At 48.8% G+C, this 25,406-nt stretch carries 28 protein-coding genes and 2 pseudogenes; 18 read left to right on the top strand and 12 right to left on the bottom strand.

Annotated elements, in window-relative coordinates:
* Positions 1 to 91: 91 nt before the first annotated feature.
* The 17 genes and pseudogenes from QZ135_RS12940 (at position 92) to QZ135_RS12860 (ending at position 15,530) form a co-directional block, all read left to right on the top strand.
* Positions 92 to 1,324, top strand: coding sequence for an MFS transporter (locus tag QZ135_RS12940; RefSeq protein ID WP_294609764.1), 1,233 nt, complete (start codon positions 92 to 94; stop codon positions 1,322 to 1,324).
* A gap of 24 nt (positions 1,325 to 1,348) precedes the next feature.
* Complete coding sequence (locus tag QZ135_RS12935) at positions 1,349 to 2,182, top strand: SDR family oxidoreductase (RefSeq protein ID WP_294609761.1); 834 nt, start codon at positions 1,349 to 1,351, stop codon at positions 2,180 to 2,182.
* Positions 2,183 to 2,206: 24 nt separating this feature from the next.
* The gene (locus QZ135_RS12930) at positions 2,207 to 2,887 is read left to right on the top strand and encodes a flavodoxin (protein ID WP_294609759.1); all 681 of its coding nucleotides are present in this window, start codon (positions 2,207 to 2,209) and stop codon (positions 2,885 to 2,887) included.
* 317 nt (positions 2,888 to 3,204) lie between these two features.
* Complete coding sequence (locus tag QZ135_RS12925) at positions 3,205 to 4,260, top strand: alpha/beta hydrolase (RefSeq protein ID WP_294609756.1); 1,056 nt, start codon at positions 3,205 to 3,207, stop codon at positions 4,258 to 4,260.
* Between the two features lie 26 nt (positions 4,261 to 4,286).
* Entirely contained in the window at positions 4,287 to 5,270 is a 984-nt protein-coding gene (locus tag QZ135_RS12920) for an aldo/keto reductase (protein ID WP_294609753.1), read from the top strand.
* A 12-nt stretch (positions 5,271 to 5,282) separates the two neighbouring features.
* Positions 5,283 to 7,265 carry an FAD-dependent oxidoreductase gene (locus tag QZ135_RS12915; protein ID WP_294609750.1) on the top strand — a complete coding sequence of 661 codons (1,983 nt, stop codon included), beginning with the start codon at positions 5,283 to 5,285 and terminating at the stop codon, positions 7,263 to 7,265.
* 37 nt (positions 7,266 to 7,302) lie between these two features.
* Positions 7,303 to 7,677, top strand: a complete 375-nt coding sequence (locus tag QZ135_RS12910) for a nuclear transport factor 2 family protein (protein ID WP_294609747.1) — start codon at positions 7,303 to 7,305, stop codon at positions 7,675 to 7,677.
* Between the two features lie 24 nt (positions 7,678 to 7,701).
* Positions 7,702 to 8,463, top strand: a complete 762-nt coding sequence (locus QZ135_RS12905; RefSeq protein ID WP_294609744.1) for an SDR family oxidoreductase — start codon at positions 7,702 to 7,704, stop codon at positions 8,461 to 8,463.
* Positions 8,464 to 8,492: 29 nt separating this feature from the next.
* Complete coding sequence (locus QZ135_RS12900) at positions 8,493 to 9,665, top strand: iron-containing alcohol dehydrogenase (protein ID WP_294609741.1); 1,173 nt, start codon at positions 8,493 to 8,495, stop codon at positions 9,663 to 9,665.
* A 1-nt stretch (position 9,666) separates the two neighbouring features.
* Complete coding sequence (locus QZ135_RS12895; RefSeq protein WP_294609736.1) at positions 9,667 to 10,173, top strand: nuclear transport factor 2 family protein; 507 nt, start codon at positions 9,667 to 9,669, stop codon at positions 10,171 to 10,173.
* 166 nt (positions 10,174 to 10,339) lie between these two features.
* Positions 10,340 to 11,050 (top strand): annotated as a pseudogene (locus tag QZ135_RS12890) (carboxymuconolactone decarboxylase family protein); the annotation flags it as partial.
* Between the two features lie 17 nt (positions 11,051 to 11,067).
* A complete protein-coding gene (locus QZ135_RS12885) occupies positions 11,068 to 11,313 on the top strand; it encodes a hypothetical protein (protein WP_294609733.1) in 246 nt (81 codons plus the stop codon).
* 87 nt (positions 11,314 to 11,400) lie between these two features.
* Positions 11,401 to 12,795, top strand: a complete 1,395-nt coding sequence (locus QZ135_RS12880) for an aldo/keto reductase (RefSeq protein ID WP_294609729.1) — start codon at positions 11,401 to 11,403, stop codon at positions 12,793 to 12,795.
* Between the two features lie 116 nt (positions 12,796 to 12,911).
* A complete protein-coding gene (locus QZ135_RS12875) occupies positions 12,912 to 13,217 on the top strand; it encodes a hypothetical protein (RefSeq protein ID WP_294609726.1) in 306 nt (101 codons plus the stop codon).
* Positions 13,192 to 13,428, top strand: a complete 237-nt coding sequence (locus QZ135_RS12870; protein ID WP_294609724.1) for a DapH/DapD/GlmU-related protein — start codon at positions 13,192 to 13,194, stop codon at positions 13,426 to 13,428. Before QZ135_RS12875 ends, QZ135_RS12870 begins: the two co-directional genes overlap by 26 nt.
* A 124-nt stretch (positions 13,429 to 13,552) precedes the next feature.
* A complete protein-coding gene (locus QZ135_RS12865) occupies positions 13,553 to 14,674 on the top strand; it encodes an ISAs1-like element ISBf9 family transposase (RefSeq protein WP_122130947.1) in 1,122 nt (373 codons plus the stop codon).
* A 355-nt stretch (positions 14,675 to 15,029) separates the two neighbouring features.
* Positions 15,030 to 15,530, top strand: a complete 501-nt coding sequence (locus QZ135_RS12860) for a flavodoxin (protein WP_365978869.1) — start codon at positions 15,030 to 15,032, stop codon at positions 15,528 to 15,530.
* A gap of 275 nt (positions 15,531 to 15,805) precedes the next feature.
* Here QZ135_RS12860 and QZ135_RS12855 read toward each other — a convergent pair whose 3' ends face one another.
* The 6 genes from QZ135_RS12855 to QZ135_RS12830 all read right to left on the bottom strand — a co-directional run bounded on the left by QZ135_RS12855 (position 15,806) and on the right by QZ135_RS12830 (position 19,604).
* The gene (locus QZ135_RS12855) at positions 15,806 to 16,027 is read right to left on the bottom strand and encodes a hypothetical protein (protein ID WP_294609715.1); all 222 of its coding nucleotides are present in this window, start codon (positions 16,025 to 16,027) and stop codon (positions 15,806 to 15,808) included.
* 93 nt (positions 16,028 to 16,120) lie between these two features.
* Positions 16,121 to 17,269, bottom strand: coding sequence for an aldo/keto reductase (locus tag QZ135_RS12850; RefSeq protein ID WP_044266596.1), 1,149 nt, complete (start codon positions 17,267 to 17,269; stop codon positions 16,121 to 16,123).
* 9 nt (positions 17,270 to 17,278) lie between these two features.
* On the bottom strand, positions 17,279 to 17,848 hold the full coding sequence (locus QZ135_RS12845; RefSeq protein ID WP_044266621.1) for a DapH/DapD/GlmU-related protein: 570 nt from the start codon (positions 17,846 to 17,848) through the stop codon (positions 17,279 to 17,281).
* A 92-nt stretch (positions 17,849 to 17,940) separates the two neighbouring features.
* Positions 17,941 to 18,753, bottom strand: a complete 813-nt coding sequence (locus tag QZ135_RS12840) for an AraC family transcriptional regulator (protein WP_294609710.1) — start codon at positions 18,751 to 18,753, stop codon at positions 17,941 to 17,943.
* Between the two features lie 120 nt (positions 18,754 to 18,873).
* A complete protein-coding gene (locus tag QZ135_RS12835) occupies positions 18,874 to 19,116 on the bottom strand; it encodes a phosphatase PAP2 family protein (RefSeq protein ID WP_294609707.1) in 243 nt (80 codons plus the stop codon).
* Complete coding sequence (locus QZ135_RS12830) at positions 19,116 to 19,604, bottom strand: pyridoxamine 5'-phosphate oxidase family protein (protein ID WP_294609704.1); 489 nt, start codon at positions 19,602 to 19,604, stop codon at positions 19,116 to 19,118. The genes QZ135_RS12835 and QZ135_RS12830 overlap by 1 nt, the downstream gene beginning before the upstream one ends.
* A 155-nt stretch (positions 19,605 to 19,759) precedes the next feature.
* On the opposite strand from QZ135_RS12830, the gene QZ135_RS12825 reads away from it, so the two are divergent.
* Positions 19,760 to 20,383, top strand: a complete 624-nt coding sequence (locus QZ135_RS12825) for a flavodoxin family protein (protein ID WP_294609701.1) — start codon at positions 19,760 to 19,762, stop codon at positions 20,381 to 20,383.
* Between the two features lie 30 nt (positions 20,384 to 20,413).
* On the opposite strand, the gene QZ135_RS12820 is transcribed toward QZ135_RS12825, so the two are convergent.
* From QZ135_RS12820 to QZ135_RS12795, 6 genes and pseudogenes are all read right to left on the bottom strand, one after another.
* Complete coding sequence (locus QZ135_RS12820) at positions 20,414 to 20,680, bottom strand: hypothetical protein (protein ID WP_294609698.1); 267 nt, start codon at positions 20,678 to 20,680, stop codon at positions 20,414 to 20,416.
* Positions 20,681 to 20,759: 79 nt separating this feature from the next.
* Positions 20,760 to 21,817: pseudogene (locus tag QZ135_RS12815) on the bottom strand (DUF4143 domain-containing protein).
* A gap of 282 nt (positions 21,818 to 22,099) precedes the next feature.
* Positions 22,100 to 22,555, bottom strand: a complete 456-nt coding sequence (locus QZ135_RS12810) for a hypothetical protein (protein ID WP_294609695.1) — start codon at positions 22,553 to 22,555, stop codon at positions 22,100 to 22,102.
* Positions 22,556 to 22,562: 7 nt separating this feature from the next.
* Complete coding sequence (locus QZ135_RS12805) at positions 22,563 to 22,715, bottom strand: hypothetical protein (RefSeq protein WP_294609692.1); 153 nt, start codon at positions 22,713 to 22,715, stop codon at positions 22,563 to 22,565.
* A 116-nt stretch (positions 22,716 to 22,831) separates the two neighbouring features.
* Complete coding sequence (locus QZ135_RS12800) at positions 22,832 to 23,329, bottom strand: DNA-binding protein (protein ID WP_294609689.1); 498 nt, start codon at positions 23,327 to 23,329, stop codon at positions 22,832 to 22,834.
* A gap of 270 nt (positions 23,330 to 23,599) precedes the next feature.
* Positions 23,600 to 25,406, bottom strand: a 1,807-nt coding sequence (locus QZ135_RS12795) for a fimbrillin family protein (protein WP_294609686.1), incomplete at its 5' end; no start/stop codon positions are given.

The following is a 25,406-nucleotide window of genomic DNA, read 5'->3' as shown; positions in this document are numbered from 1 at the left end:
TATGATGAAGCCAATCTGTAATTACGCTAAGTGGTTATAGAAGGGATACCTCTATCTTTGCCATCAGAAAAACAATCTAAAACGAGTTAGTATGAAACAAGGAATAATAAAGAGTAAAGGCGTGATACATTATGGATACGTCATCGTATTCTGTTGCTGCCTGATTATGGGAATCAATGTGGGACTGGTGATAAGCTGTGCCGGAATCTTCTATCAGCCGATCAGCCAGGAATTGGGCGTGTCGGTTGGAAAATTAGGTATATATATGTCGCTCAATTATCTGTTCTCGTCGCTGGCTCTGTCGGTGGCAGGACGGATGATGGAGAAGTACAGCGCACGCCTGCTGCTGACCGTCAGTTCGGTAGTGATGGGTGCGTGTCTGGTAGGTATGTCATTCTTCGATTCCGTTTGGGAGTTTTATGTAGCGGGTGGTGTATTAGGTATCACGTTGGCTTTCTTGCTTTATCTGAGTTTCCCGATTTTGGTGAACCGCTGGTTCAAAACGCGCGTGGGCTTCTTCATCGGCGTATGCAGTGCCGCTTCGGGCATCGGAGGTGTTCTGTTCAATCCGTTGGGGGCTTACCTGATAACGGAATATGGATGGCGGATGACATACGGTATCTTCGGTGCCATCATCCTGTTGGTGGTGACACCCCTCATCGGACTACTGCTGCGGGATTATCCCAAGGACAAAGGAATGCAACCCTATGGCGAGACACCGGTAGCACAGGCGGTGAAGCCGAACGAGGGAATTGAATATGCACGTGCCCTGCGGATGCCGGAGTTCTACGGACTGCTGTTGTTCGCCTTTCTGATGATTTCGGTATCCACGCTGAATCTGTTTGTGCCCGATTATGTGACCGGACTCAGCTTCTCGCTGAAAGAGGCGGCGTTTGTGGCTTCGGCAGTAATGATTGGAGCCACTATAGGAAAAGTCGCATTGGGGGCTATCAACGATTATAACAATAAGTTCGGTGTTCTGGCTACATTCGTGTCCGGAGCTGTCGGATTGGCATTGCTTTTAGGCGGACATTGGGTAGGGCTGTGGTTGACCATCGTGGGCGGTTTCTTCTTCGGATGGGCTTATGCCGGAGTATCGGTACAGACGCTGATGTTGGTGCGGACTGTCTTCGGCAGCAAGAATTACGCGCAAATCTATTCCAATATCTCCATTGCCTTTGCCTGCGGAGGCGCCCTGACGGCGGGAGGATGGGGACTCTTAGCCGATCATATAGGCTATTCAGTCATCTTGTGCCTCGGTATCCTGTTTCTGACATTGTCGGCGGGCATCGGGTTCTATGCGTTGCGCAAAAAGTTGTATTAATCAAACTAATTAAAATAAAGAACAATGAAGAAAGAAGTAATGATTTTGACGGGTGCCGGACAAATCGGCATGGCCATAGCCCGCTGCATGGGTTATGGAAAGACCATCATCCTGGGTGACAAGAACGTAAAGAATGCCGAAAGCATCGCGCAGACAATGACGAACGCCGGATTCGACGTAGTACCGATGGAGATGGACTTGTCCTCACGCGCCTCCATTTTGAACCTGATAACCGAAGCGCAGAAGCATGGCGAAATCTCAATGCTGGTCAATGCCGCAGGCGTATCGCCCAGTCAGGCATCCATAGAAACAATACTGAAGGTCGATTTGTACGGCACGGCGGTATTGCTGGAGGAAGTAGGCAAAGTGATAAAGGCAGGCGGTACGGGAGTCACCATCTCCAGCCAGTCGGGACACCGTATGCCGGCACTCACGCCCGAAGTGGACGAGCAGCTTGCCATCACTCCTACAGAAGAGTTGCTGAAACTTGACGTTCTGCAAGTGGAAAATATCCGTGACACATTGCATGCTTACCAGATGGCGAAGCGTTGCAACGTGAAACGTGTCATGGCGGAAGCCGTGAAGTGGGGCGAACGGGATGCACGCATCAACTCCATCTCGCCGGGTATCATCGTCACCCCGCTTGCCATCGACGAGTTCAACGGACCGCGCGGCGACTTCTACAAGAATATGTTTGCCAAGTGTCCGGCAGGTCGTCCCGGCACAGCCGACGAGGTAGCGAATGTGGCGGAACTGCTGATGAGCGACAAGGCCGCTTTCATCACCGGAGCGGACTTCCTGATAGACGGCGGTGCAACGGCTTCCTTCTTCTACGGACCGCTGAAGCCACAAAAATAATCACCTTATAATAGAATGTATAGAATGAAGCAACAACTTTTCTCAATCGCACAAGCCTGCCTGCTGAGCTTCCTGCTGCTGTCGTGTGGTAGCGAGGACGCTCCTGAAGTTACTCCGCCCACAGAAGAGGACGAAAACACAGATTCTTCTGAAAACGAAGGCGAAGACCCTTCCCGTCCGGGACAAAGCGGACGTACCCTGATAGTTTACTTCTCCCGTGCCGGAGAGAACTATGCCGTCGGTCAGGTGGCAGTGGGCAATACCGCTGTCCTTGCCGGCTACATCAAGGACTATACGGGCGGCGACGTCTTCGAGATAGTGCCCGAAGTGGCTTATCCCACCAACTATGACGAGATGCGCCAAGTCTCCCAGCAGGAGACGGCAAGCAACGCACGCCCTGCCATCAAGAACCGTTTGGAGAACCTTACAGACTATACCACCGTGTTTGTCGGTGCCCCGATATGGTACGGCGCTCCGCCCATGATTATGCGCACGTTTTATGAAGCGTATGATTTGTCCGGTAAAACGATAGTGCCTTTCGGTACGCACGAAGGCAGTGGCGTAAGCAGTTGCACCACGCTGCTGAAGTCCTACTTTCCCGATGCCACCTATCTGGAGACCTTCGGCATGCGCGGGCAGGATGTGCGCAGCGGCAGAGAAACGGTGAACGCATGGCTGGAGAAGCTAAATATTACGAAAGGATAAAAGATATGTCTGTTGCCATTGCAGTAATATATCAGCAATGGGAAATGTATCCGCAAGGTTTAATTCTGGAAGAAACGCACCGCACCGATACCTTAGTAAAACCGTTGAAGTAGTGAGTTTTATAGTTAGTTTACCATTTGCGTAAAATGTGTAAAACAACAGGTGTTTTGTGTAACTTCTTCCATGGTAAAAGCCTTTATCTTTGCACTTGTAACAAAGAAAAGAATCCAAGCAAAGTTTTTGAGAGAACAGAAAGTTTTCATATTGAAACTTAAAATTAAAACAAGTATTAGAACTCTTATAAAGTCTATCAACAGATGAAAAGAATATTTGCATTAACCTTTTTAGTCTCCGCAATAATGACGGTGACAAATATGCAGGCACAGGAAATGGAACTACCGGGAATTCCTGCTACAGAATTGGTTACAGTTACTCCTATTACTGCCAATACGGGTGTGACCGTACGGAAAGTATCCTTTCTGCGAAGCAACAACATTGTATTGGTCGGAAATTTGTTCCTGCCTGCCGATTTTGATTTTTCCAGACATTATCCGGCTATTATCAGTGTACATCCGGCGGGAAGTGTCAAGGAACAGTCTTCCGGATTGTATGCCCATCTGCTTGCACAAAAAGGATTCGTGACATTAGCTTTTGACGCAGCTTATGCAGGTGAGAGTGGTGGTACGCCCCATTATTCGGAAGCTCCTTATGAACGAGTGGAAGATATCCGCTATGCAGTTGACTATCTGGTAACCCTTCCATTCATTGATGAGCACAGAATTGGTGCATTGGGATTGTGTGCTGGAGGCGGATATGTGATAGGTACTGCACCTACGGAACGTCGCATCCGTGCGGTTGCCGGAGTCAGCGCAGCAGATATTGGTGCAGCCAACCGTGAGAGTTGGTTGCAAGGAAGAACGGTAGAGGAACAAATAAAGATACTTGAAGACGTTTCCAGTCAGCGGACACGTGAAGCCCGTGGAGAACATTTGATGAAAGTCTATATGTGTCCTACACCGACTGCTGAAACGGCACCTTCCTTCCGCGAAGGTTATGACTATTATCGCACGGTAAGAGCCTTTCACCCTCGGGCTGATAATTATTTCCTGCGTCGCAGCCAGGCTACCAAGATGGCGTTCTCTGCCATAGAAAACATTCAGTTGCTGACACAACCTGTCCTTTTAATCGTGGGCGACAAGGCTGATTCCGAATGGCAGACCAAACGGTTCTATAACGCTTTGCCGGGAAAGGATAAGGAAGTCTATGCAATCAAAGGTTCATCACATATCGAACTTTATGATAAACCTGAATACGTAACTCCTGCCGTAGAAAAGCTGTCTGCATTCTTTCACCGCACACTGGGAGCAGATTAGAATAAATTTTAATCAATAAAAAAAATATGAGAACAAGAAAATTAGGATCATTGGAAGTGTCAGCCTTAGGTATGGGTTGCATGAATTTAAGTTTTGGAACAGGTGCTGGCGTACCGGTAGAAGAAGGTGTAAGAACCATACGCGCCGCTTACGAACGTGGTATCACACTCTTTGATACTGCCGAGGCTTACGGCCCTTTTGTTAATGAAGAATTGGTGGGTGAAGCCATCAAACCGTTCCGCCATGAAATAACCCTAGCTACCAAATTTGGCATGATTTCCGAAGAAGGAGGGCTGAACAGCCGTCCGGAACATATCCGTAAGGTTGTCGAACAATCCTTGAAACGTCTTCAGACCGATTACATTGACTTACTCTACCAACATCGTGTAGATCCGAATGTGCCTATTGAGGACGTTGCAGGTACGGTTAAGGAGTTGATACAGGAAGGTAAAGTGAAGTATTTCGGCTTGTCCGAAGCTGGTGCCAATACCATTCGCCGTGCCCATAAAGTACAGCCAGTAACCGCTGTCCAAAATCAGTATGCCATTTGGACACGTGAACCAGAATATTCTGTCATTCCTACTTGCGAGAAGTTGGGTATCGGATTTGTTCCTTGGGGACCGCTTGGCACAGGATTCTTGGCAGGCAAGATTTCTGCCGATGATACCTTTGACCCGAAGACTGACCTCCGCGCTTCATTCCCCCGTTTCTCAAAAGAGAATCTGAAAGCGAATATGCCGCTCGTATCCATGTTGAACGAAATAGCCGCAAGGAAAGGCGTTTCTACCGTACAGATAGCTTTGGCTTGGCTGTTGGCTCAAAAGCCGTTCATCGTCCCCATTCCGGGAATGGACAAGATAGAGTACATTGACGATAACATCAAGTCGGTAGATTTAGAACTTACAACTGATGATTTAAAGGAAATAGACGACATGCTGTCTAAAGTGGAGATCAAGGGCGACCGCCTGTCACAGGCTCTGCTCAATGACATTCATGAAAAAATAGATTAAGATAGATTGACCATGACTACTAACCAATATGAAAACCTTGGCCGTCCGTTCAACATCGGCAAGGTAACTATCAAGAACCGTTTCGCTGTGGCGCCGATGGACACCGGCTTCTATGAAGGCGAACACGGCGAATATACCAATGACGGAATAGAGTACTTTGTCCGTCGTGCGCAAGGAGGTTTCGGGTTGATTTACTCGTGGGGGCATGCCACTGACTCCATGGTGGACAAGAACAGCCCAACCATGCTACAGCATCCCATGGTATTCCAACGTGCGGGACGGGAACTGAACGCCCGTTTGGAGGCATACGGTACAAAGATGTTTATACAGTTAGCTTTCGGATTGGGACGGAACGTCCCCGGCTTCCATGCTCCATCCGAGCTTCCCACTGTAGGACAGCCGGATGTCCTGACAAAGGCTTTGACAAAAGAACAGATTCATCAGAAGATAGACCAGATGATAAAATGTGCGGCATTGGCGAAAGCATCTGGTTTTGCCGGTGTGGAAGTGCATGCACTCCATTGGGGGCATTTGCTGGATGAGTTTGCCATGACTTTGACCAACAAGCGTACCGATGAATATGGGGGCAGTTTAGAGAATAGATTACGCGTAGTTCGCGAAATAGTGGAAGGCATAAAGAAAGAGTGCGGACAGGACTTTCCGGTGTCTATCCGTTTGGGACTACGCACTTTTGTAAAGGATTTCGGGAAAGCCTCCTTTACAGGGGATGAAAGCGAAGAAGCCGGACGTACCTTGGCAGAGAGTATTGAGATAGCTAAATTGCTGGAGGCTTACGGTTACGACTGTCTGAGTGTGGATACCGGAACATTGGATTCTTTTTACTATTGCTGTCCCCCGTCCTATATTCCACGCGGATATATGGTAGAGATGGCCGAAGCGGTAAAAAAAGCCGTAAATATCCCCGTACTTGTAGGCAGCCGGATGAACGATCCGAAAATGGCTGAAGCCGGAATACGTGACGGTAAGTTCGATGCCATTGTACTTGGAAGACCGTCCATAGCCGACCCTGACTTTCCGAACAAGGTACTTTCCGGACATACGGAGAAAATACGTCCGTGTATCGGCTGTAACTCAGGCTGCATCCACCGTTATTTCACTGCCGGATATGTAGCTTGTGCTGTAAATCCAGAGATGGGACGTAGCGTCACTTACCGGGCATTGCCTGCATTAGTGAAGAAGAACATCGTAATTGTAGGAGGTGGTGTTGCCGGAATGGAGGCTGCGCGTACTGCCGGAATGAGAGGACACCACGTTATCCTTATCGAGAAGTCCGATACATTGGGAGGTAATTTGCTCCCGGCAGGAAAACATGACTTCAAACGCGAAGTGCTGGAGCTGAACGAGTGGTATAAACAAGAACTGGCAGTCAATCCAAATGTGGAAATACGCATGAACACAGAGGCCACACCGGAGCTGATAGCCGGGCTTCATCCCGATGCAGTTATTCTTGCGGTTGGTTCATCAGCTGTAATGCCGGGCAGACTGAAAGGCATTGACCATGCCAAGACACTGTCGTGCATAGATGCCCTTGTGGGCAACAAAGAGGTCGGCGAACAGATTGTGATAGTCGGTGGTGGGCTTGTAGGATGTGAAATGGCATTGGAATATATTCATGAGGGAAAGCAGGTGACCATTGTTGAAGCATTGGATAATATTCTTTCGGCAGGAGAAGTGCCTTTCGGCAACAAACAGATGTTGCTGGATGCATTCGATCATTATCAAACCAGACTGATGTGTGGTTGCCGTCTTTCGGAAGTCAATGATGAGGGTGCAGTAGTAACATTGCCCGGCGGTGAAGTGCAGACGATACAGGCCGATACGGTCATCATGTCGGTAGGATTCCGTCCGTTGCCTTCCATGCGTGAACAGCTAAAAGGCATAGGTGCCGAAATCTATGAAGTGGGCGATGGAAACAAGGTAGGAAGTATCATGACCTCCATCTGGCAGGCATATGAAGTGGCGCATGCCATTTAAAGCGGAATAGCATTTAATATAATAATGAAAGAATATAATGGAATTGAAAGATCAAAAAATGATAGAAGGTTGTTATCGCAGGATGTATTGTGCGATGATAGACAAGGATGAAAAAGGCTTGGACGAAGTGCTGGATGAAACTTTTGCACTGGTACACATGTCAGGAGTTCGTCAGCCTAAGGAAGGTTTCGTCAGTGAAGTACTGGATGGAACAATGAATTATTTTTCAGCAGAACACGTGGAGTTCAACATCAAGATAGATGGAGAACATGCCACAATGACGGGTTACAGTATAGTGGATGCACAGGTATATGGAGGCGAACGTGGCTTCTGGAATCTTCGTCAGGATCTCGAATTGATAAAGCGCAACGATTTATGGTTCATAACGGAATCAAAAGCCTCCGCTTATTAACAAATGAAAGAAAGGAGTCATAAAATGAACATAGATTTAACAGGCAAGGTCGCCTTTGTTACGGGCGGTACGAAAGGCATCGGCGGCGCGGTTTCGGAAGTGCTGGCAGAATGTGGCGCCAACGTTGCTTTTATGGCGCGCAATGCCGATGATTTAAAGAAGATGGAAACGTTGATTAATAGTCGCAAGGGCGGACGTGCGTTGGCAATTCAGGGCGATGTGTCGGATGCGGAGGCATTGCGCAAGGCGGTGGCGAAAACCGTAAATGAGTTCGGCGCATTGCACGTGGCGGTCAACAATGCCGGAATAGCCGGTGCGCCTGCCATTCTGCACGAAGCAACCATCGAAAACTGGCGCAAGGTGATGGGTGTCAACTTAGACGGCATATTCTATGCGATGAAATATGAAATCACGGAAATGCTTAAATCAAACGGCGGCTCAATCGTTAATATCGGTTCCGTTGAAGGGCATACGATATTACCTGAATTTTCCGCATACGTGGCTACCAAACATGCCATAACGGGATTGACAAAAGTCACTGCCCGTGAATATGCTGATAAGGGAATCCGTATAAATACGGTATGCCCGGGCGTCATTCGCACGCCGCTGGTAGAAGCACCCGGACAAAAGGAATATACCGACAAGTTGGAATTGACCATTCCGATGGGACGCTTGGGCGAACCTCGGGAGATTGCCCAAACTGTTGCTTTCCTCCTATCCGACCTCTCGTCCTACACCACCGGTGTGGATATCGTTGTCGATGGCGCATTTTTGCAGCGTGGATAAAATAACCAATCATTAAAATCAAAAAGAATATGAACAACTTTATATTTCAGAACACTACGAAGATTTACTTCGGAAAAGACCAACTCGTGCATCTGGCAGAGGAAATCAAACAGTATGGCAGTCGCGTACTCTTGACTTATGGAGGCGGCTCCATCAAGCGCATCGGACTTTATGACAGAATAATGGCTGTGTTGAAAGAAACAGGCATTACCGTAACCGAACTTTCGGGCGTAGAGCCTAATCCGCGCCATACCACCGTGAACCGTGGTGCGGATATTTGTAAGAAAGAGAATATCGACGTGCTACTTGCCGTAGGTGGCGGCTCCACCATCGACTGCACTAAAGCTATTGCCGCCGCAGCCTACTATGACGGCGACAGTTGGGATTTGGTGAAGCAAAAGGCACAGGTTACCAAGGCGTTGCCCATCCTGACCGTGCTTACCCTTGCCGCTACCGGTTCCGAAATGGATTGCGGAGGCGTCATCACCAATATGGACACGAATGAAAAGTTGGGACTTATCCATCCGTTGCTACAACCGAAAGTCTCCTTTCTTGACCCCACGAACACTTTCAGCGTCAATGCCTTTCAGACAGCCTGCGGCAGTGCCGACATCATTTCCCACGTATTGGATGTGAACTATTTCACCACCGGAGAGAAGATGGACATGGCAAGCCGTATGCAGGAAGAAGTAATTCGCACTGTCGTCAAGTTTGCGCCCGTTGCCATAAAGGAGCCGGACAATTACGAGGCTCGCGCCAACCTGATGTGGGCTTCCACATGGGCGTTGAACGGATTTCTCGACAACGGTATCATGCAAGCACCAACCTGCCACATGATAGAGCATGAACTGTCAGCATTCTACGACATCACCCACGGCTTGGGACTCGCCATCCTCACTCCCCGCTGGATGGAATACATCCTCGACGAGACCACCGCACCGCAGTTCAAAAACTTCGGCGTGAATCTCTTTAGCGTGGACAGTTCCTTGTCTGAAATGGACGGGGCGAAAGAGGCAATCAAGCGGCTGAGCGACTTCCTTTATCAGGACTTGGGACTGCAAAGCAGCCTGTCCGAAATCGGTATCAAGGACGACAGTCAGTTTGCTGCCATGGCAGAGAAGGCTTGTCCCGGCGGTGTGCTGAACGGCTACAAACCACTTACACCTAAGGATGTAGTGGCTATATTCAATAACTGTCTGTAACATGATGCGCTCTATACTGACCGCAATCATTATTCTTGGAGGAATGTGTACGGGTGTGAGTGCCTGTACCGCCTCCTCAGAGGATGAACCAAATCAGGAAACCGTCATATCGAACGAAAAAAATTATGCTATGAATCAAGAAATGGAAGAAGTAGCAAAGCAATGTTACTTAGAGATGTACCGTGCCATGACGGTGAAAGACTCCGTGGGGATGGACAAGATACTGGACAAGAGTTTCGTCCTCATCCACATGACCGGTATGCGTCAGCCCAAGGCGGAGTTTATCCGCGCCGTGCTGGACGGTACGCTGAACTATTACAACGCCGAACACGACGAAATCCGTCTGCTCTCTGCCGATGAAGAGCATGCCACGATGGTGGGCAGGACGCGCGTGAATGCAGCCGTCTTTGGCGGCGGACGACACACTTGGCGTTTACAGCAAAACCTCAGACTGGTGAACCGCAACGGGCAATGGCTCATTGCGGAAGCCCGTGCTTCGACCTATTGAAGAATCACAAATTAACACCCCTTACACTCTTCAAACAATGAAACGAATCATAACAATTTTGACGGTCGCCGCAGCATTGCTCGGCTGTTGTCAACTAAATGCACAGGATATGAAAAAAAGTAATCTCAGCGAAGAAGCCGTAAAGAACCACGAAGCGTGGTTTCCCGGCTATGTATCGACCGTGAAGCCGACAGACCCCGAACTGATTGAGATATTCGACAACTTTGCGTTCGACGAAGTGCTCAATCACGGAAATCTTGACACGAAAACCCGCATTATGGTAACGCTTGCGTCAACCATTGCGCAACACACGGTGAGCGAATATAAAATGATGCTCAATGCCGCCTTTGCCAACGGCGTAACGCCCGTCGAAATCAAGGAAATCCTCTATCAGTCGGTGGCATATGTGGGCGTGGCGCGTGTCATTGATTTCATCGGCGTGACCAACGAGTTTCTGACTGTACATGGTGTAAAACTTCCGTTGGAGCCGCAATCTACCACCACACCCGAAACTCGCTACGAAAAGGGGCTTGCCCTCCAGAAAGAAATCTTCGGACAGATGATTGACGATATGGAAAAAGCCGCTCCCGCCAATCAGAAGCACATACAACGTTACCTCTCCGCCAACTGTTTCGGCGACTATCAAACCCGTACAGGACTCGACAAGAAAATGCGCGAGCTGATAACCTTTTCCATTCTCGTCTCGCTGGGTGGTTGCGAATCGCAGGTGAAAGGGCATATCCGCGGCAATGTAGCAGTGGGCAACGACAAGAATTATCTGCTCGATGTGGTAACACAACTCTTGCCCTATATAGGCTATCCGCGCACGCTGAACGCCATTAACTGCCTGAACGAGGTACTGCCTGAAAATCAATAATTTTAAGCAGAAGAACGATGAAACATCTATTTACCATCCTACTAATGTGCTTGATGACCTATCCATTAACCGCCTGTAACAATGATAACGGCGTTGAAGAAGAACTCATTCCCGATACGGGAACATCGGAAGAGGAAAATAAGGGAACCGTAAATATAAGGATTACCATAGGCGAGACCGTGATTGATGCAACCTGTTTGCAATATTCTTCGATAAAGACACGGAATCCAATCAGCCGGGGCTTATCCGCATGGGAAAGATAACTTCAGATTTGACGGCATTTACCAATCTCGGCAATCAGGTAGAAATGTATATTGAAGTTTTATCGGACAATTAAAAGGTACAAGAATATGAGCGACAAGAAAAACGTAACCCGCCGCGACTTCCTGAAACTATTGGGTGCAGCCGGAGCCGCCACCACCGGACTTACCGCCTGCAAAGACAAGAACAGCACTCTCTCCACACAGAGCGGAGAGCCGACCGGTGAGATGACCTACCGCACCCATCCGCGTAGCGGAGACAAAATATCCCTCTTGGGCTATGGCTGCATGCGCTGGCCATTCATGCCCAATCCCAACGGTGAAGGCGAAGTGATAGACCAAGAGGCTGTAAACTCATTGGTGGACTATGCCTTGGCGCATGGCGTGACTTACTTTGACAGCGCACCGCCCTATTGCCGTGGATTGTCGGAAACGGCAACGGGCATCGCCCTGAGCCGCCATCCGCGCAACAGTTACTACATCGCCACCAAGATGTCCAATCACCACTTGGCACGCACCGGACTGAAAGGTGACGAACTCTACCGTGCCTCGCTGGAAATGTACCACCATTCGTTCGAAGCCCTCCGGACGGACTACATCGACTATTACCTGCTGCACAATCTGGGTGGAGAAACCCGTATGCCGTTCCTCATGCAACGCTTCTTCGATAGCGGAGTGCTCGATTTCCTGCTGAAAGAGCGCGAAGCCGGATGCATCCGTCACCTCGGCTTCTCCTATCACGGCGATGTCAAGGTGTTCGACTATATGCTTTCACTTCATGAGGAAGTGAAATGGGACTTCGTACAGATTCAGCTGAACTATGTGGACTATCGCCACGCTTCGGGCATGAACTTCAATGCGGAATATCTCTACGGAGAGTTGCAGAAGCGCAACATCCCCGCCGTCATCATGGAGCCTTTGCTCGGCGGTCGTCTGGCTTCGCTGACCGACCATCTGAATGCCCGTCTGAAGCAACGCCGTCCGGAAGACAGCGTCGCCTCATGGGCTTTCCGCTTCTCCGGCTCCTTCCCCGGCGTGCTGAGTGTATTGAGCGGCATGACCTACATGGAACACCTGCAAGACAATCTCCGCACCTATTCTCCGCTCATTCCCTGCACGGACGAGGAACTGGAACTGCTGGAAACGACCGCGCAGGACATGCTGCGCTATCCTTCCGTGCCCTGCACCGCCTGCGAGTATTGTATGCCCTGTCCCTATGGCATCGACATTCCCGCAATATTCCGGCATTACAACAAGTGTATCAACGAGGGCAATGTACCTGCCGGTTCGCAGGATGAAGACTATCGCAAGGCACGACGTGCGTTTCTTGTGGGCTACGACCGCAGTGTGCCCCGCCTGCGCCAAGCCAGCCACTGCATCGGCTGCAACCAATGTGCGCCCCATTGCCCGCAAAGCATCCAAATTCCGGAAGAAATGCACCGCATCGATACTTTTGTGGAGCAGTTGAAGCAGGGAACGCTGTAGCCCCCGTCCATCATTTGCGCAAAAAGTGAAAGACTACAGGCATTCTGTGTAACGCCTCCCAAGAGGAAAGCCCTTATCTTTGCATCCGTAACAATGAATAAAAAAACAAAATGACTATGACCGTATTTGAAGAAATGTACGATGGGAAACCCTACGACATCCGCGATGAGAAGTATCAGAGCGAGGCTATTCCCGAAATGAGCCGCTGCCGCCATTTATGCTTCGAGATAAATGGAACGGAGCCTAACGACAACGCCAAGCTGTGGCAACTGGAGAATGAACTGCTTTGCGGCAACCTTCCGCAAGACTCTTTCCTGATGCCGCCTTTCCAGATAGACTTCGGCTGCAACCTGCAACATCGGGAAGAATGTGCTTGCCAACCACGGACTGACCGTCATGTCACTGGGGCGAATCACGATTGAAGACGGGGTGATGCTGGGACCGGAAGTGGGACTGTTCACCGTCAATCATGACCCGGCAGAGATACGCATCCTCCAGACAAAGGAAATTCGCATCTGCCGCAACGCGTGGATTGGAGCCAGAGCCAACATCATGCCGGGAGTCACCATCGGCGAAGGGGCTATCGTGGCAAGCGGTCAGGGCGGACGCTCAATAAGTATAACATCTTATTAGGGTTGTATTATTTCCTAAATATGTAGTCCCTTCCCTGTATTTTTCAATATTTCCTGCTCCTTTTGTCTGTGTGTAATATAATTCATTACATTTGCTTTTTACTATATTAAATCCATATCTCAATATGACCATTCAAGCATTTTCAGCTATAATTCCTGATGTAAGAGATGATAAGAATAAAATATATCAGTCTAACGAAATAGTGTTCATCGCCCTAGTCGCTGTTATCTGCGGTGCTGATACGTGGAACGAAATAGAAACATTCGGAAAAACACATGAATCATATTTCAAGGCTCGTCTTCCGGGCTTGGTTTCTATTCCTTCTCATGATACCTTGAGCCGTTTCTTCTCCATATTGGATATCGATTGGTTTGAAGAATGTTTCAGGTTGTGGGTTGATGACATCTGCCGTAGAATTCCCGGAGTGGTAGCTATTGATGGAAAAGCCATTTGTGATAATCCCGATAAAAGTAGTAACTCAAAAAATGGAGTGAGAAGTAAACTCTACATGGTCAGTGCCTGGTCTGTATCTAACGGTATTTGTCTTGGGCAAAGAAAAGTAGAAGAAAAATCGAATGAAATAAAAGCTATCCCCGAGCTGATAAAGACACTGGATCTTGAGAATTGTATCATAACCATTGATGCTATCGGCTGTCAGAAATCAATCACTAAACTAATAATAGAGAACAAGGCTGACTATATTTTATGTGCCAAAGATAATCACGAAGCACTCAGGAATATAATAGAGTTTAATCTTAGTGAGGAATCGAGATACTATTTATGTCACGCAAAAAGGTACTTTGAGGAAAACAAAGGGCATGGAAGAAGTGAATACAGAGAATGTGTATGCATAAGCGCTAAAAATCTTCAGTATTTTCTCAAAGGCTGGACGGGAATCAAGACATTGGCAATGATAAATTCTATTAGAAAAATGGGGGATAAAGAGGCTGTCATGGAAACAAGGTATTATATATCATCATTGGAACCTGACCCGATTATCATACTCAAATCGATTAGATCACACTGGGAGGTTGAAAATAACCTACATTGGGTACTTGATATAGGATTCAGAGAAGATGATGACAGGAAAACAGGAAATGCAGCTATCAACTTTTCTGCCATATCAAAGTTAGCACTCATGCTATTGAAACAGAGTGACATCAAACTGGGAATGGCAGGAAAGAGGAAAGCATGTGGATGGGATGAGAAAATAAGAGATAAAGTCATTGGTATTGAAAAAATATAGAAAATGATAAGATGTTATACTTATTGAGCGTCCGCCCTGGCAAGCGGTGCGGTGGTGACAAAGGATGTGGAGCCATTTGCCGTGGTGGCCGGCGTGCCTGCCAAGTTCATCAAGTCCAACAAAAAGGAATAAGTGAACGGTAATATTGGTAAAACATTCCGTAGTTCATGTAGGAACAGTGTGCCGAATTCGTCGTACATTTGTATCATTGACACAGTAACTCTTTAAAAACGAAAAGAATATGAAGAAGATTTTATTACTTGCCGCATTATTCATCGCCTTCTGCGCCGTCTCAGCCTGTGCAGGGAACAGTAGCAAAACCGATGCCTCGCCGCAGGACTTCACCGGAAAGAAGGTGCTTGTAACCTACTTCTCACGCACCGGCGAGAACTATGCCGTGGGCAATATCAAGAAAGGCAACACCCACATCATCGCCGAAATGATTGCCGCAGAGACCGCCGGCACCCTGTTCGAGATAAAGACCGTGAAGCCTTATCCCACCGAATACCGCGCCTGCACCGACATAGCAAAGAAGGAGAAGGAGTCCAACGCCCGTCCCACATTGCAGGCTGACACGAAAGTGGAAGATTACGACGTGATTTTCATCGGCTATCCCAACTGGTGGGGTGACATGCCGATGGCTGTCTACACCTTCATCGAGAAGCATAAATGGCAGGGAAAGACTGTCATTCCATTCTGCACGCACGAGGGTAGCGGACTGTCTTCCACCGAAAGCTCGCTGAAGACAACCTGTGCCGGTGCCGAAGTGCTGAAAGGTCTTGCCGTGAGAGGTTCGGTAGCGCAGAACTCGCAGGAGCAGGCGAAGCGTTCCGTATCGGCTTGGCTCAAGAAATAATAGGCGTTCTATTTCTTCGGCAGCAATGTCGCCCAGTACTGGCTGGGCGATATTCCCAAATGCTTTACCACATAGCGGCTGAAATTCTCAAACAAAGGGTTGTTTGGATAAGGGGCAACGCTTCTTCACCATGAGTCTGGCGGAGCAGGAAAAGTTTTTGGGGTGGTTCACTCCGGCAGATTGAGAGGGCGCTCTGCCCAACTGGTTTCCTGCAGCTGCCCAACTAACTTCCGGCACTTGCCTAACTGCAAACTTACAGCTGCCCAACTACAAGTTTATAGCCGCCCGGATACAAGTTTGCAGCCGGGCGGCTGTAAACTTACACCTGCCCGGCTGTCGGAATACAACCGGGCAAGAGAGGGGACGCTCCCTTCCCTCCGGCAAGCGGTGCGGTGATGACGAAGGATGTGGAGCCATTTGCCGTGGTTGCCGGAATGCCTGCCAAGTTCATCAAGTCCTACAAGAAAGTTAAGATGTTTCTCTTTAGAAATAGTCATACTCTTACCAAAAGCGTATGAGCTTTATGCTTTTTTGCCTTAAACCGGGAGTCCGACATATCCGGATGCTTGTACTTATTCAGTTGGCCTGCCTCAATGTTCCACCTGCTTCTGCTGCTCCGCATTATACCGTTCGCCCACAACCGGTATAGCGGCAACGGAATTCTCCAGTTCTTTCCACTCTTCGGGAGTGACGTTGAAACTCAATGTATGCAGATTCTCATCCAAGTGCGATTGCTTCGTTGTACCGGGAATGGGAACCATCCACGGGGATTTTTGCAACAGCCAGCCCAGTGCCACTTGTGTGGAAGTCATGCCACGCATGCGTCCGAATTGTTGCAGTACGTTCACGATGCGTGTGTTGGCACGGATGGCGTCGGGCTGGAAGCGAGGCAACGTCTGGCGATTGTCATTACTCACATCAAACACTGTGTATTCATTGATGCAGCCACCTAAGAAACCACGGTTGAGCGGACTGTAAGGCACAAAGCCGATGCCGAGTTCCCGGCACACATCGAGCACGCCGTTTTCTTCCACCAGGCGGTGCATCAGGTGATATTCGCTCTGTATGGCAGTGAGCGGTTGCACGGCATGTGCCTTGCGGATAGTGTTGACGCTCACCTCGCACAAGCCCCAGCGTTGCACTTTGCCCTCTTTTATAAGGTCACCGATGGTAGAGGCGACTTCCTCAATCGGGGTGTTCCTGTCGAAACGGTGCTGATAAAACAACGGGATACTGTCGATGCGCAACCGTTTCAGCGACTCTTCGCAATAGCGGCGGATGGTTGCCGGACGGCTGTCCTGTCGCCCCGTTCCTTTTCCATTCACCACTTCATGCCCGAACTTGGTCGTCACATTCACTTTGCCTTTGTAGGGTTCCAGGGCTTCCCCTGCCAATAATTCATTGCGCAGCGGTCCGTAGATGATGGCTGTGTCAAACAAAGTCACTCCCCTGTCCACAGCCTCGTGGATGATGCGAATACACTCCTTGCGGTCGGGCGACTGCGAGCGGTTGTAGTTCATGCCCATGCAGCCGAAACCGAGTGCAGATACCTCCATGGCGGCATTGCCCGTGCCGAGCGTGCGATACTGCATTTCCTCATTCTTCACGGGCGAAGCTCCGTTAAGGGCAACATTTGCTGCATTCACCTTATTGATTGTGGGCTGTATAGTCAATGCCGCACCCACAGCCGCTGCCGCTTTAAGAAAACCACGGCGGCTCATTTCTTGTTCTTTCTTCATAATTGATTCTTATTTATTTACCTCTATCTGTTTGATGATACGTGCCGGATTGCCTGCCACGATGCTCATTGCGGGAACATCCCTCGTCACCACGCTTCCTGCGCCGATGATTGCCCCATAGCCAATCTTTACGCCCGGAAGTATCGTGGTATTGATGCCAATCCATACTTTGTCCTCTATCACTATGGGGCGGCCATACGTGGCACTGCGGTTCTCCGGATTCGGGTCGTGGTTAATGGTAATCAAGTTCACTTTCGGTCCGATAAACACATCATCGCCGATAGTGATGCCGCCTCGTCCGAAGAACGTGCAGCATTGCTGTATGAAGCATCTTTTTCCGATGGTTACGGGTTTGCCGTAGTCAATGTACAGGGGAGGCAGGACAGTGGTACTTTTTTCGAGCGGCTTGCCCAGTATCAGGTCCATGTATTCATGCACTTCTTCGGGCGTGCGATAGCCTGTGTTCATTTCCGTTGCCGTCTTCATCGTGGCGAAGATATCGGCAATCAATTCATCATATCCCGGTTCGTCCGGAGAAACCAACTCACCGCTGAGGTCTTTTGCAAAAATATCATTCATCATACGTAGTGTTTTAATGTTCTGCCTGCAAAGATAGGCGGCCTCTTTTAGTTCCGCTTTGCTGTGCAGCCCATGTTGCTTTGCTCAGAAGCTCACCTTGTCGGTGCCACCCCGTATGTCTCCTTATAAATCTTCGAGAAGTGCGATAAATTCTTGAATCCCACATCGAAACAGACTTCCGACACTTTGCGGCCGCCTTTCTTTATCAGTTCGTGTGCGGACGCAAGCCGTCGCTGTATGAGCCATTTCTGCGGTGTAAGGTCACTGCATTGCTTGAAGTCGCGCTTGAAGGTAGAGAGGCTGCGTCCTGTATAAGAAGCTATTTCCCGCATGGACAAGTCTTCCTTGTAATTCTTCTCAAGAAAGTCCAGAATATCAATTTTCCACGGATCGATAAAGTCGAACAGCGAGGCATAGAGGTTCAAATCGGTATTCAATATAGCATATACCCCTTCCGTCATTTTCAGCTTGAGAATTTCCTCCGACGGCTTTGTCTCTGCATCGAAATAGGGAATGACCGATTCAAACAGACTGCGGACGTCGAGCCGGTTTTCCGGCAGGACATAAAGACTACTTTTGTCACGTTTGGCATCCACGGGTATATCCTTGTGATTGAGTGTCTGATAGAATTCCCGCAGAAAGTCGCGCGAGAATTTCAGGACAATGGAACGGTAAGGAACATTTTCTTTCACCCGTTTTTGCAGCCATAGGCGGTTGTCGCGGCGCATGAAAGCACAATCTCCCGGATGCAGAATCGTTTTCCGTCCACGTTCGGTTATTTCCAGTTCGCCGGAATAGATATAGATAAGGGTATGCTCGCGATTGCAGTGCGCACAGTCGCGGTCATCGGTGAAAAAGCTCGATATGAATACGTTCGAGCAGTTGAAAACATCTTGTCGTTCCATAATTTATCTCCTGATTTCTTTCTACAAAGGTACGATGATTTTTATAGAGTACACTTTGTTATGAGGCTCAAACTTTACTTCGGATAAAAGATTGAATGATTCAGTATTTATACTACTAAATCAGAAGACAATCCGGCACGACACCCCTTTCTCCCGTACCGACAGATACGGAGTGATATAGGTGTTCTTCAAATACTGCTTATGAAAAAATGTCTTTGAGATAACGGGGTAAAGCCAGTACGCCGCCTGTACGCTCAGTATGCCGATGCCTGCGCCGGTGATGACGTCCGTCAGCCAATGGCGGTTGTTGTACATGCGGAAGAATCCGGTGCCGTCGGCTACGGCATAGTATCCATCTTGCACTATTCTTTTGCCCGCACCAACTCAATGGATTCTTTTCCTGTCATGTGTTCAATGGCGATTTCAACCATAAGTAAATGATTGAACCCTTTATGTATCTCCTCCGATAGTCCTTCGGGATTGTCTGACGAATATTTCTCTCCCAACTTCCGTAATGCCGACATCTTTTCTTTCTCATCTGTCAGAATACGAGTCTTGCCGAATACAATCACACTTCGGAAATAGGTTGTAAATTCTTCCGGAACGATACAATCTTGACCGATTACACAAAATGAAACGTTGCAGTTTTCTTTCAACAAATCTATTTTATGCCCTTTTACTGCACTGTGGAAATAGATTTTGTTATCCGCATAAACGTAACTTAACGGAACGGCGTATGGGTATCCATTTTCTTCATTGAGAGCCAATACACCCGATGTCATTTTCTCAAGAACAGCCACACATTCCTCTGTGGAAAGTTGTTGGCGTTTTCTACGCATTTCTTTAAACATATTCTTATTCTACGGTTAAACCATAACTGATAAAACGCTGCAAAATTAAGTCTTTTGCGCTGTTCAATACTTATCATTTGATAAAAAACATTCATGGCACTGGTAAAGTTGTATCTTTGCACCTTCAAATACAGGTCATCATAACTAGAATAAATATGAAGAAGAAAGTTTTATTGATTAACGGCAGTCCCCGAAAGGACGGGAATACGTACATTGCCTTGTCGGAAGTGGCTTCAGCATTGGAAGCCAATGGCGTAGAAACGGAAATAGTGTCTGTCGGAACAAAAGCAGTGCAGGGCTGCATCGCTTGCAACAAGTGTGCCGAACTGGGCAGGTGTGTCTTTAAGGATGAACTTTACAATGCAATCCGTGAAAAACTGGAAGAAGGTGTCGACGGACTGATTGTCGGCTCGCCCACCTACTATGCCGGGCCGAACGGTTCGCTCTGTGCGCTGCTGGATCGTGTGTTCTACTCTTGCGGAGGGATGTTGCAGTACAAGCCCGCGGCTGCCGTCGCCGTGTGCCGCCGTGGCGGTGCAAGTGCCGTGTTCGACCGTCTGAACAAGTACTTTACCATCAATAATATGCCTGTGGTTTCTTCCCAATATTGGAACAGCGTGCATGGCTGTCTTCCCGGTGAAGCGTTGCAGGATGCCGAAGGTTTGCAGACCATGCGCGTGCTTGGCAGAAACATGGCATGGCTGCTGAAGAATATCGGGCAAGGAGGGCAGCCTGTTCCGGAAAAGGAAGAGCGGATAACGACAAGTTTTGTACGGTAATCCGTACATTACTTTATTTGCCCTGCCTTTTCAGACTACATTCCCTGCTTTTTGTTTGCCATTCTGCGCCATGATGCCTACTAATGCGTGCGGTACATAGGGCTCTTCCAGATAAGTAATTTCATCTGCCGTCAGCTTCAAGTCTACCGCACGCACCGCGCCGTCCATCTGTGCTGACCGGTCGCAGCATTGCCGAAACCCATGCAGCCCAGGCAGATGCGGGACACGTGGAGGTCGCTGTTTCCTAAAGTTATCTTTTCCATGACTTTCTGTTATCAGTGTTTTTTTCTGATACAAAAGTACAACGCTTTTTGCGGGCGGGCGATAGACGGATTACCGAAGAAAAGACCAATTCTCATTTTTATTCCATAGCTGTTTAAAATAGCTTCCTAATATCTATCGATAGAAAATCTTCAACCCCGATGCCACCATCACCTACAATAAAGGATGATTGGGGATTAAACAGCTGTCTGAATTTATCCAAACCTTCTGTTCTTTTCTCCGCATTACTCTTGACTTCTATTGCTACCACTGCCCCCTTTTTACGGAGAATGAAATCTACCTCGTCATTACGTTCACGCCAGTAGAACACTTCAAAGCGATGGGTAAATGCTTGGCTGATAAGATAAGCTCCAATACCCGATTCAAAGATATGCCCCCATGCTTTACGATCAAGAATTGCTTGTTCAAAAGTGAAAGGGCTAAATACCATCTTCAAAGCGTTGTTATAAACTTGCAATTTGGGAATACTTGCTTTTCGCCTTGCCGTATCGATACTAAATTTCTGAAGTCCACCGAGCAATCCGCTCTCATCTAACAAATTGATATATCCGGCCAATGTAGCCGTATTGCCTGCGTCTTGGAGTGAGCCTAACATCTTATTCAAAGAAAGCACCTCTCCTGAATAAGCTGCTCCCAATTCAAATGTCTGACGAAGTAGAGCCGGTTTACTTATGGGGGTATCCATTAAAATATCTTTATTGATAGTTGCCTCGATTATGGATGATTGGATATATTGCTGAAAACGGTCATCGTCATCAATCAAAGATGCAGCACCGGGATAACCTCCATAGAACAAATATTGATCTAACCCTTGATGTTACGGTCATAGAATGTATCATCATCCCATTCTTTCTTAACCACTTCGCTCCAATTGGCAATCTTCTGTATCTCATCGATAACAAGAATAATACTTTCCTGTTCTTTGCTCTCTTTCAAACTGCGAACTGCTGCCCAACAATTAGAAATCCAAGCACTGTTCGTAGCCGGAACATTATCGGCAGAAAAAAACTGATAAGGAGCATTCAAATCTTTAAGCACCTGCTTGACAACGGTCGATTTCCCAATCTGACGAGCTCCCATCACAACCTGAATAAACCTTCGTTGTTCTTCAAGCCTACCTTTAATCACCTGATATTCTGTCCTTTTATACATACTGTTACATTTTACGCAGTGGAATGCCTATTTTTACGCAATGCAAATATAATAAATAGTTCTGAGTTATAACAATACTTTGTATTTGATAGTGGGCGGATGCGCCCCGCTTCGCGGTGCGGAGGGGGCGAAATAGCCAAAATCTAAAGCAGTAGCCTTCCTCCTACAGGAACCGGTGCAAAAGAACTCCCCGGATGCTTCGTCCTTTATGCTTCCGGTTCATCCTCCGCAATTGTTTCCAAATCGAAATATAACAGGCGGGTGTCCGAATCGGCATCCTCTTCATTCAAGGGGACAAAGCCGTTCTTCAGATAGAAAGGAATGGCGCCGGCATAGGCATCTCTTGATGAAATTAAGAAGAAAAGTCCCTACAGACTGCCCTTTCATGGATGAATCACCCCCTAAACGGCAAATCTTCACGGCAGGATAGCTCTTCAGCCGCTTCTCATTGACAAACTTGTGCTTCCGGAACCGGTTAAATTCCGTCTTGCTCTCAAAGTCGTTCAATGAAACCTTGTCGTTTGCCAGGCTGAAATAAGCGGAAACATCCTGCCTGTCCTGCTTGTTTTCCATCACGTAGCTCACCGCCAACAAGGCTTGCCGATAAAGGGAAGATTCCTTCAAAATAAAATCGTTCAGATCCGCGTCACCGCAGTCGAACGATTCTATTGATTCCTTTTTACCAAGCCTGCGTATATCATACGCAGATAAAAGGTATTTTCTAATCTGCTGCTCCATACTGTGTTTATACCTTCAGCATTTTCATTGCAGTCTCATAGTCTTCCAGACGTCTTTTTCTTTCTTCCTTCGTCTCTTTGGGCGGATTCTTCATCCGTTCCAAAAAGCGGCGGGCGTCTTCCCCGTAGAGTATCGGGGTTTCTTTGATGGGTCTTGCCATACGTTTTTCCTCCTTTCAGTTGATTTACAGGGGCAAAGATAGGCTGTTTTTCTTTTGCCTCCAAATAGTAGCGTCTTTATTTCCTGCCCGACTCACTCCCCGTACTTGCCTCCGCCTTATCCCAGCGGATTCTCTTCCAGGCCTCCGTCAGAGCCGGAGCCTGTGCCGCCCTGTCCCTTGGCCTCCAGATAGGCGCGGGTGGTGGCGTAGGTGAAGCCCTCGTCCACCACGCCGGCGTTCTCGAAGGTGAGGCCGTCCTTGATGGCGGACATCAGCTCCTTGCTGGGGGTGAAGATGACCTTGACGTTCTTTATCATCGAGGCGGCGTTGAAGTCCTTGAGGTTGTCCACGCCCACGCTGCCGAAGGAGAGGCGGATGGTGCCGAGCTTGCCCAGCTGCACGCTGTTGCCCTGCTGGAGCTGCGGGGGAACGCCGTCGCACACGAGGTTGAAGCTGGATTCCAGTTCGGTGGGAGCCACGGTGGTGTTGCGCGTCACGGCGCGGCACACGGTGGAGGTGTTCAGCCGGTTGGTCACTGTGGGAGAGGCGTACCACTTGCCCGGGTCGTCCTTCACGTTTGGTTTACTTTTCTTTACAAATCTAAATTTAGCCATACGGTTTAATTTTTAGGGTTAATACTGGTGATTTATACGATATACCCCCGTCAGAAGCACTTCTGGAGGGGGTGGAAAATGCGACACGTCGCGGTTAAAAATGCGACGTGTCGCAGTTGAAAATGGAACGTGTCGCAGTTTTAACTCCGTCACGTCGTATTTTTTGCTCCGTGCGCAGGGAGTTTGCGGGGGCGCCGGAGAGTGCGATAATTCCTTACAATCTCCGCTGCGACGGGGTTAAGTCTTCTAAGCGGCGGCACAAGGCCGCCTTTATTCTGAGACGGGGCGCACCGACTGACCGAAGTAGCGGTAGTTGCTGCCCCTGCTGACTACTTTGCCGTCATAGGAGAAGTACAAGTAGTACGCGTCGCTCAGACCGCAGGCCGACCCACTCCAATAGACGCCGAAGAAGACACGGCCCTCCACCTTATCCCCGCCGCGATACCCCGCCGCGGGAAACGAGAGGGTGTTGGTGATAGTAATAGACTGACTATTGACGGTGGTACACTCACAGGCATATGTGCCTTTACGCCCTCTATTCCATACATTAGAGACTTTAAGCAAGCCAATCATCTCATTCAATTCATTATCATCTGGCATATACCAACTGCCGCCAAGCTGCGCACGGGCAATGTCATAACTGGTACCACTGATGCTAGTGGTAATGGAAGAGGCGTAATCACCGTCATCCAGACTTGTCTTCAAACCCGTATCGTCGCCCCAACCGAACATGTTCCACTGGGAACCAAGGGCACAAGCTGCGTAGCCGTCTGTTGCGCTTACGGTAGGGGTGACATCATAAGGAGTAGTGGTTTGGGTAGCTGTACTCTCTTTCGCCGTTTCATCGACGGTGGCGATGTGGAAAGCCGTGGCTGTCTCATAATCGGCAACCTCGCCCTCTTTTGCTGCATTCGTCTTGGTGGCGATAAGGTTGCCCGTAGCCCAGTAGAGGGGAGTTTCTGTCGGGGTAGTGCCATTATACTTGTTGATACCCATGTACAGAGCAACAATCCAGTTGTTCTTATAATAATTGTCACCTGCCTTGTAGGTATCACCGTCTTTCAGAAGCGTGCTGCCCCCGTCCTTGTCGGGCAAGGTCAGTGCTTTAGCGTCCACTTCGGCTTGCGTCAGTGTGTGGAAGAACTTCACCACACGGGGGATGCAAAACCAAATCTTACTGCCGGCTTTCAAGCTCTGTAACGTCGTCGGCGGAAAATAAGCCTTGCCTCCGGAAATGGTGACTGTGGAAAGCGGAGTTGTACTTTCCTCAGTGCCTATCTGCATCTGGAGGCCGTTGTAGGTATAGGTGGCGGTGGAGGCAAGGCCGGTGCTCACCACGAACGAACCTGCCTGATATATCGTCAGGCCTATCTTGCACATCTTTCCGGCAACGAACCCGGTGATGCCGTCAATGGTGGCGGTTGTCGTGCCGTTAAGCCGGATAAGGTTTGTACCGTCCACCGTGCTGACGGGCACCACGTTGGCTTCCCATACATCGCTGCCGTCATAGTGCATGGTTATCCAGTCTTGTCGGCTGCCGTCTGTCGTTACTGTGCCCTTATCGTTGGTGCAAGTGGGGTAGCCCTTTATCTCTACTTTATTTATAGCACCGGCTTTTGCACCGGTCAGCGTCACGCGCACTTTGGCAAGCTGGTGGGTGAATGTCAAATTCACGGCTGCATCGTTGTAGGTTCCTTGTCCCGTACCTTTCAGCACGTATGCAAGCCCTTTGCTTTGGTCACTAAGCGTTACCGTTCCCTCCGTTGCGGGATACCATGCGTAGATGGTTTGCCGTGTCGTGCTTTTCCAATAGACAGGGGTCGTGGCAGTCAGCGAAGTGACGTTTCCGCTTCCGTCCACATTCACGGTATATATGCCCGTCTCTGTGTCCGTGTCGTTGCCTATCTGCACGCCTATCTGGTCGCCATTCGTCCATTGGCTGCTCGTGCCGTCCTCGTTTTCCGATACGCGGGTTTGCGGTGCGCCCCACGGCTGCGCTTCTCCAGCCTCCACGTCCATCGTGATGGTGGAAATCTGCAACGGATACTTGCCTTCGGGCAGGGCGTTCTCGTCTGCC

The sequence above is a fragment of the uncultured Bacteroides sp. genome (assembly GCF_905207245.1).
Lineage (GTDB): Bacteria > Bacteroidota > Bacteroidia > Bacteroidales > Bacteroidaceae > Bacteroides.
This window is presented reverse-complemented; position numbering and strand designations above follow the sequence as displayed.

Bases quoted from the DNA above. Each gene is read 5' to 3' on its own strand.
- QZ135_RS12940 (WP_294609764.1), top strand. From the start codon at position 92: ATGAAACAAGGAATAATAAAGAGTAAAGGCGTGATACATTATGGATAC.
- QZ135_RS12935 (WP_294609761.1), top strand. From the start codon at position 1,349: ATGAAGAAAGAAGTAATGATTTTGACGGGTGCCGGACAAATCGGCATG.
- QZ135_RS12930 (WP_294609759.1), top strand. From the start codon at position 2,207: ATGAAGCAACAACTTTTCTCAATCGCACAAGCCTGCCTGCTGAGCTTC.
- QZ135_RS12925 (WP_294609756.1), top strand. From the start codon at position 3,205: ATGAAAAGAATATTTGCATTAACCTTTTTAGTCTCCGCAATAATGACG.
- QZ135_RS12920 (WP_294609753.1), top strand. From the start codon at position 4,287: ATGAGAACAAGAAAATTAGGATCATTGGAAGTGTCAGCCTTAGGTATG.
- QZ135_RS12915 (WP_294609750.1), top strand. From the start codon at position 5,283: ATGACTACTAACCAATATGAAAACCTTGGCCGTCCGTTCAACATCGGC.
- QZ135_RS12910 (WP_294609747.1), top strand. From the start codon at position 7,303: ATGGAATTGAAAGATCAAAAAATGATAGAAGGTTGTTATCGCAGGATG.
- QZ135_RS12905 (WP_294609744.1), top strand. From the start codon at position 7,702: ATGAACATAGATTTAACAGGCAAGGTCGCCTTTGTTACGGGCGGTACG.
- QZ135_RS12900 (WP_294609741.1), top strand. From the start codon at position 8,493: ATGAACAACTTTATATTTCAGAACACTACGAAGATTTACTTCGGAAAA.
- QZ135_RS12895 (WP_294609736.1), top strand. From the start codon at position 9,667: ATGATGCGCTCTATACTGACCGCAATCATTATTCTTGGAGGAATGTGT.
- QZ135_RS12885 (WP_294609733.1), top strand. From the start codon at position 11,068: ATGAAACATCTATTTACCATCCTACTAATGTGCTTGATGACCTATCCA.
- QZ135_RS12880 (WP_294609729.1), top strand. From the start codon at position 11,401: ATGAGCGACAAGAAAAACGTAACCCGCCGCGACTTCCTGAAACTATTG.
- QZ135_RS12875 (WP_294609726.1), top strand. From the start codon at position 12,912: ATGACCGTATTTGAAGAAATGTACGATGGGAAACCCTACGACATCCGC.
- QZ135_RS12870 (WP_294609724.1), top strand. From the start codon at position 13,192: ATGTCACTGGGGCGAATCACGATTGAAGACGGGGTGATGCTGGGACCG.
- QZ135_RS12865 (WP_122130947.1), top strand. From the start codon at position 13,553: ATGACCATTCAAGCATTTTCAGCTATAATTCCTGATGTAAGAGATGAT.
- QZ135_RS12855 (WP_294609715.1), bottom strand. From the start codon at position 16,027: ATGACTATTTCTAAAGAGAAACATCTTAACTTTCTTGTAGGACTTGAT.
- QZ135_RS12850 (WP_044266596.1), bottom strand. From the start codon at position 17,269: ATGAAGAAAGAACAAGAAATGAGCCGCCGTGGTTTTCTTAAAGCGGCA.
- QZ135_RS12845 (WP_044266621.1), bottom strand. From the start codon at position 17,848: ATGAATGATATTTTTGCAAAAGACCTCAGCGGTGAGTTGGTTTCTCCG.
- QZ135_RS12840 (WP_294609710.1), bottom strand. From the start codon at position 18,753: ATGGAACGACAAGATGTTTTCAACTGCTCGAACGTATTCATATCGAGC.
- QZ135_RS12830 (WP_294609704.1), bottom strand. From the start codon at position 19,604: ATGTTTAAAGAAATGCGTAGAAAACGCCAACAACTTTCCACAGAGGAA.
- QZ135_RS12825 (WP_294609701.1), top strand. From the start codon at position 19,760: ATGAAGAAGAAAGTTTTATTGATTAACGGCAGTCCCCGAAAGGACGGG.
- QZ135_RS12810 (WP_294609695.1), bottom strand. From the start codon at position 22,555: ATGGAGCAGCAGATTAGAAAATACCTTTTATCTGCGTATGATATACGC.
- QZ135_RS12805 (WP_294609692.1), bottom strand. From the start codon at position 22,715: ATGGCAAGACCCATCAAAGAAACCCCGATACTCTACGGGGAAGACGCC.
- QZ135_RS12800 (WP_294609689.1), bottom strand. From the start codon at position 23,329: ATGGCTAAATTTAGATTTGTAAAGAAAAGTAAACCAAACGTGAAGGAC.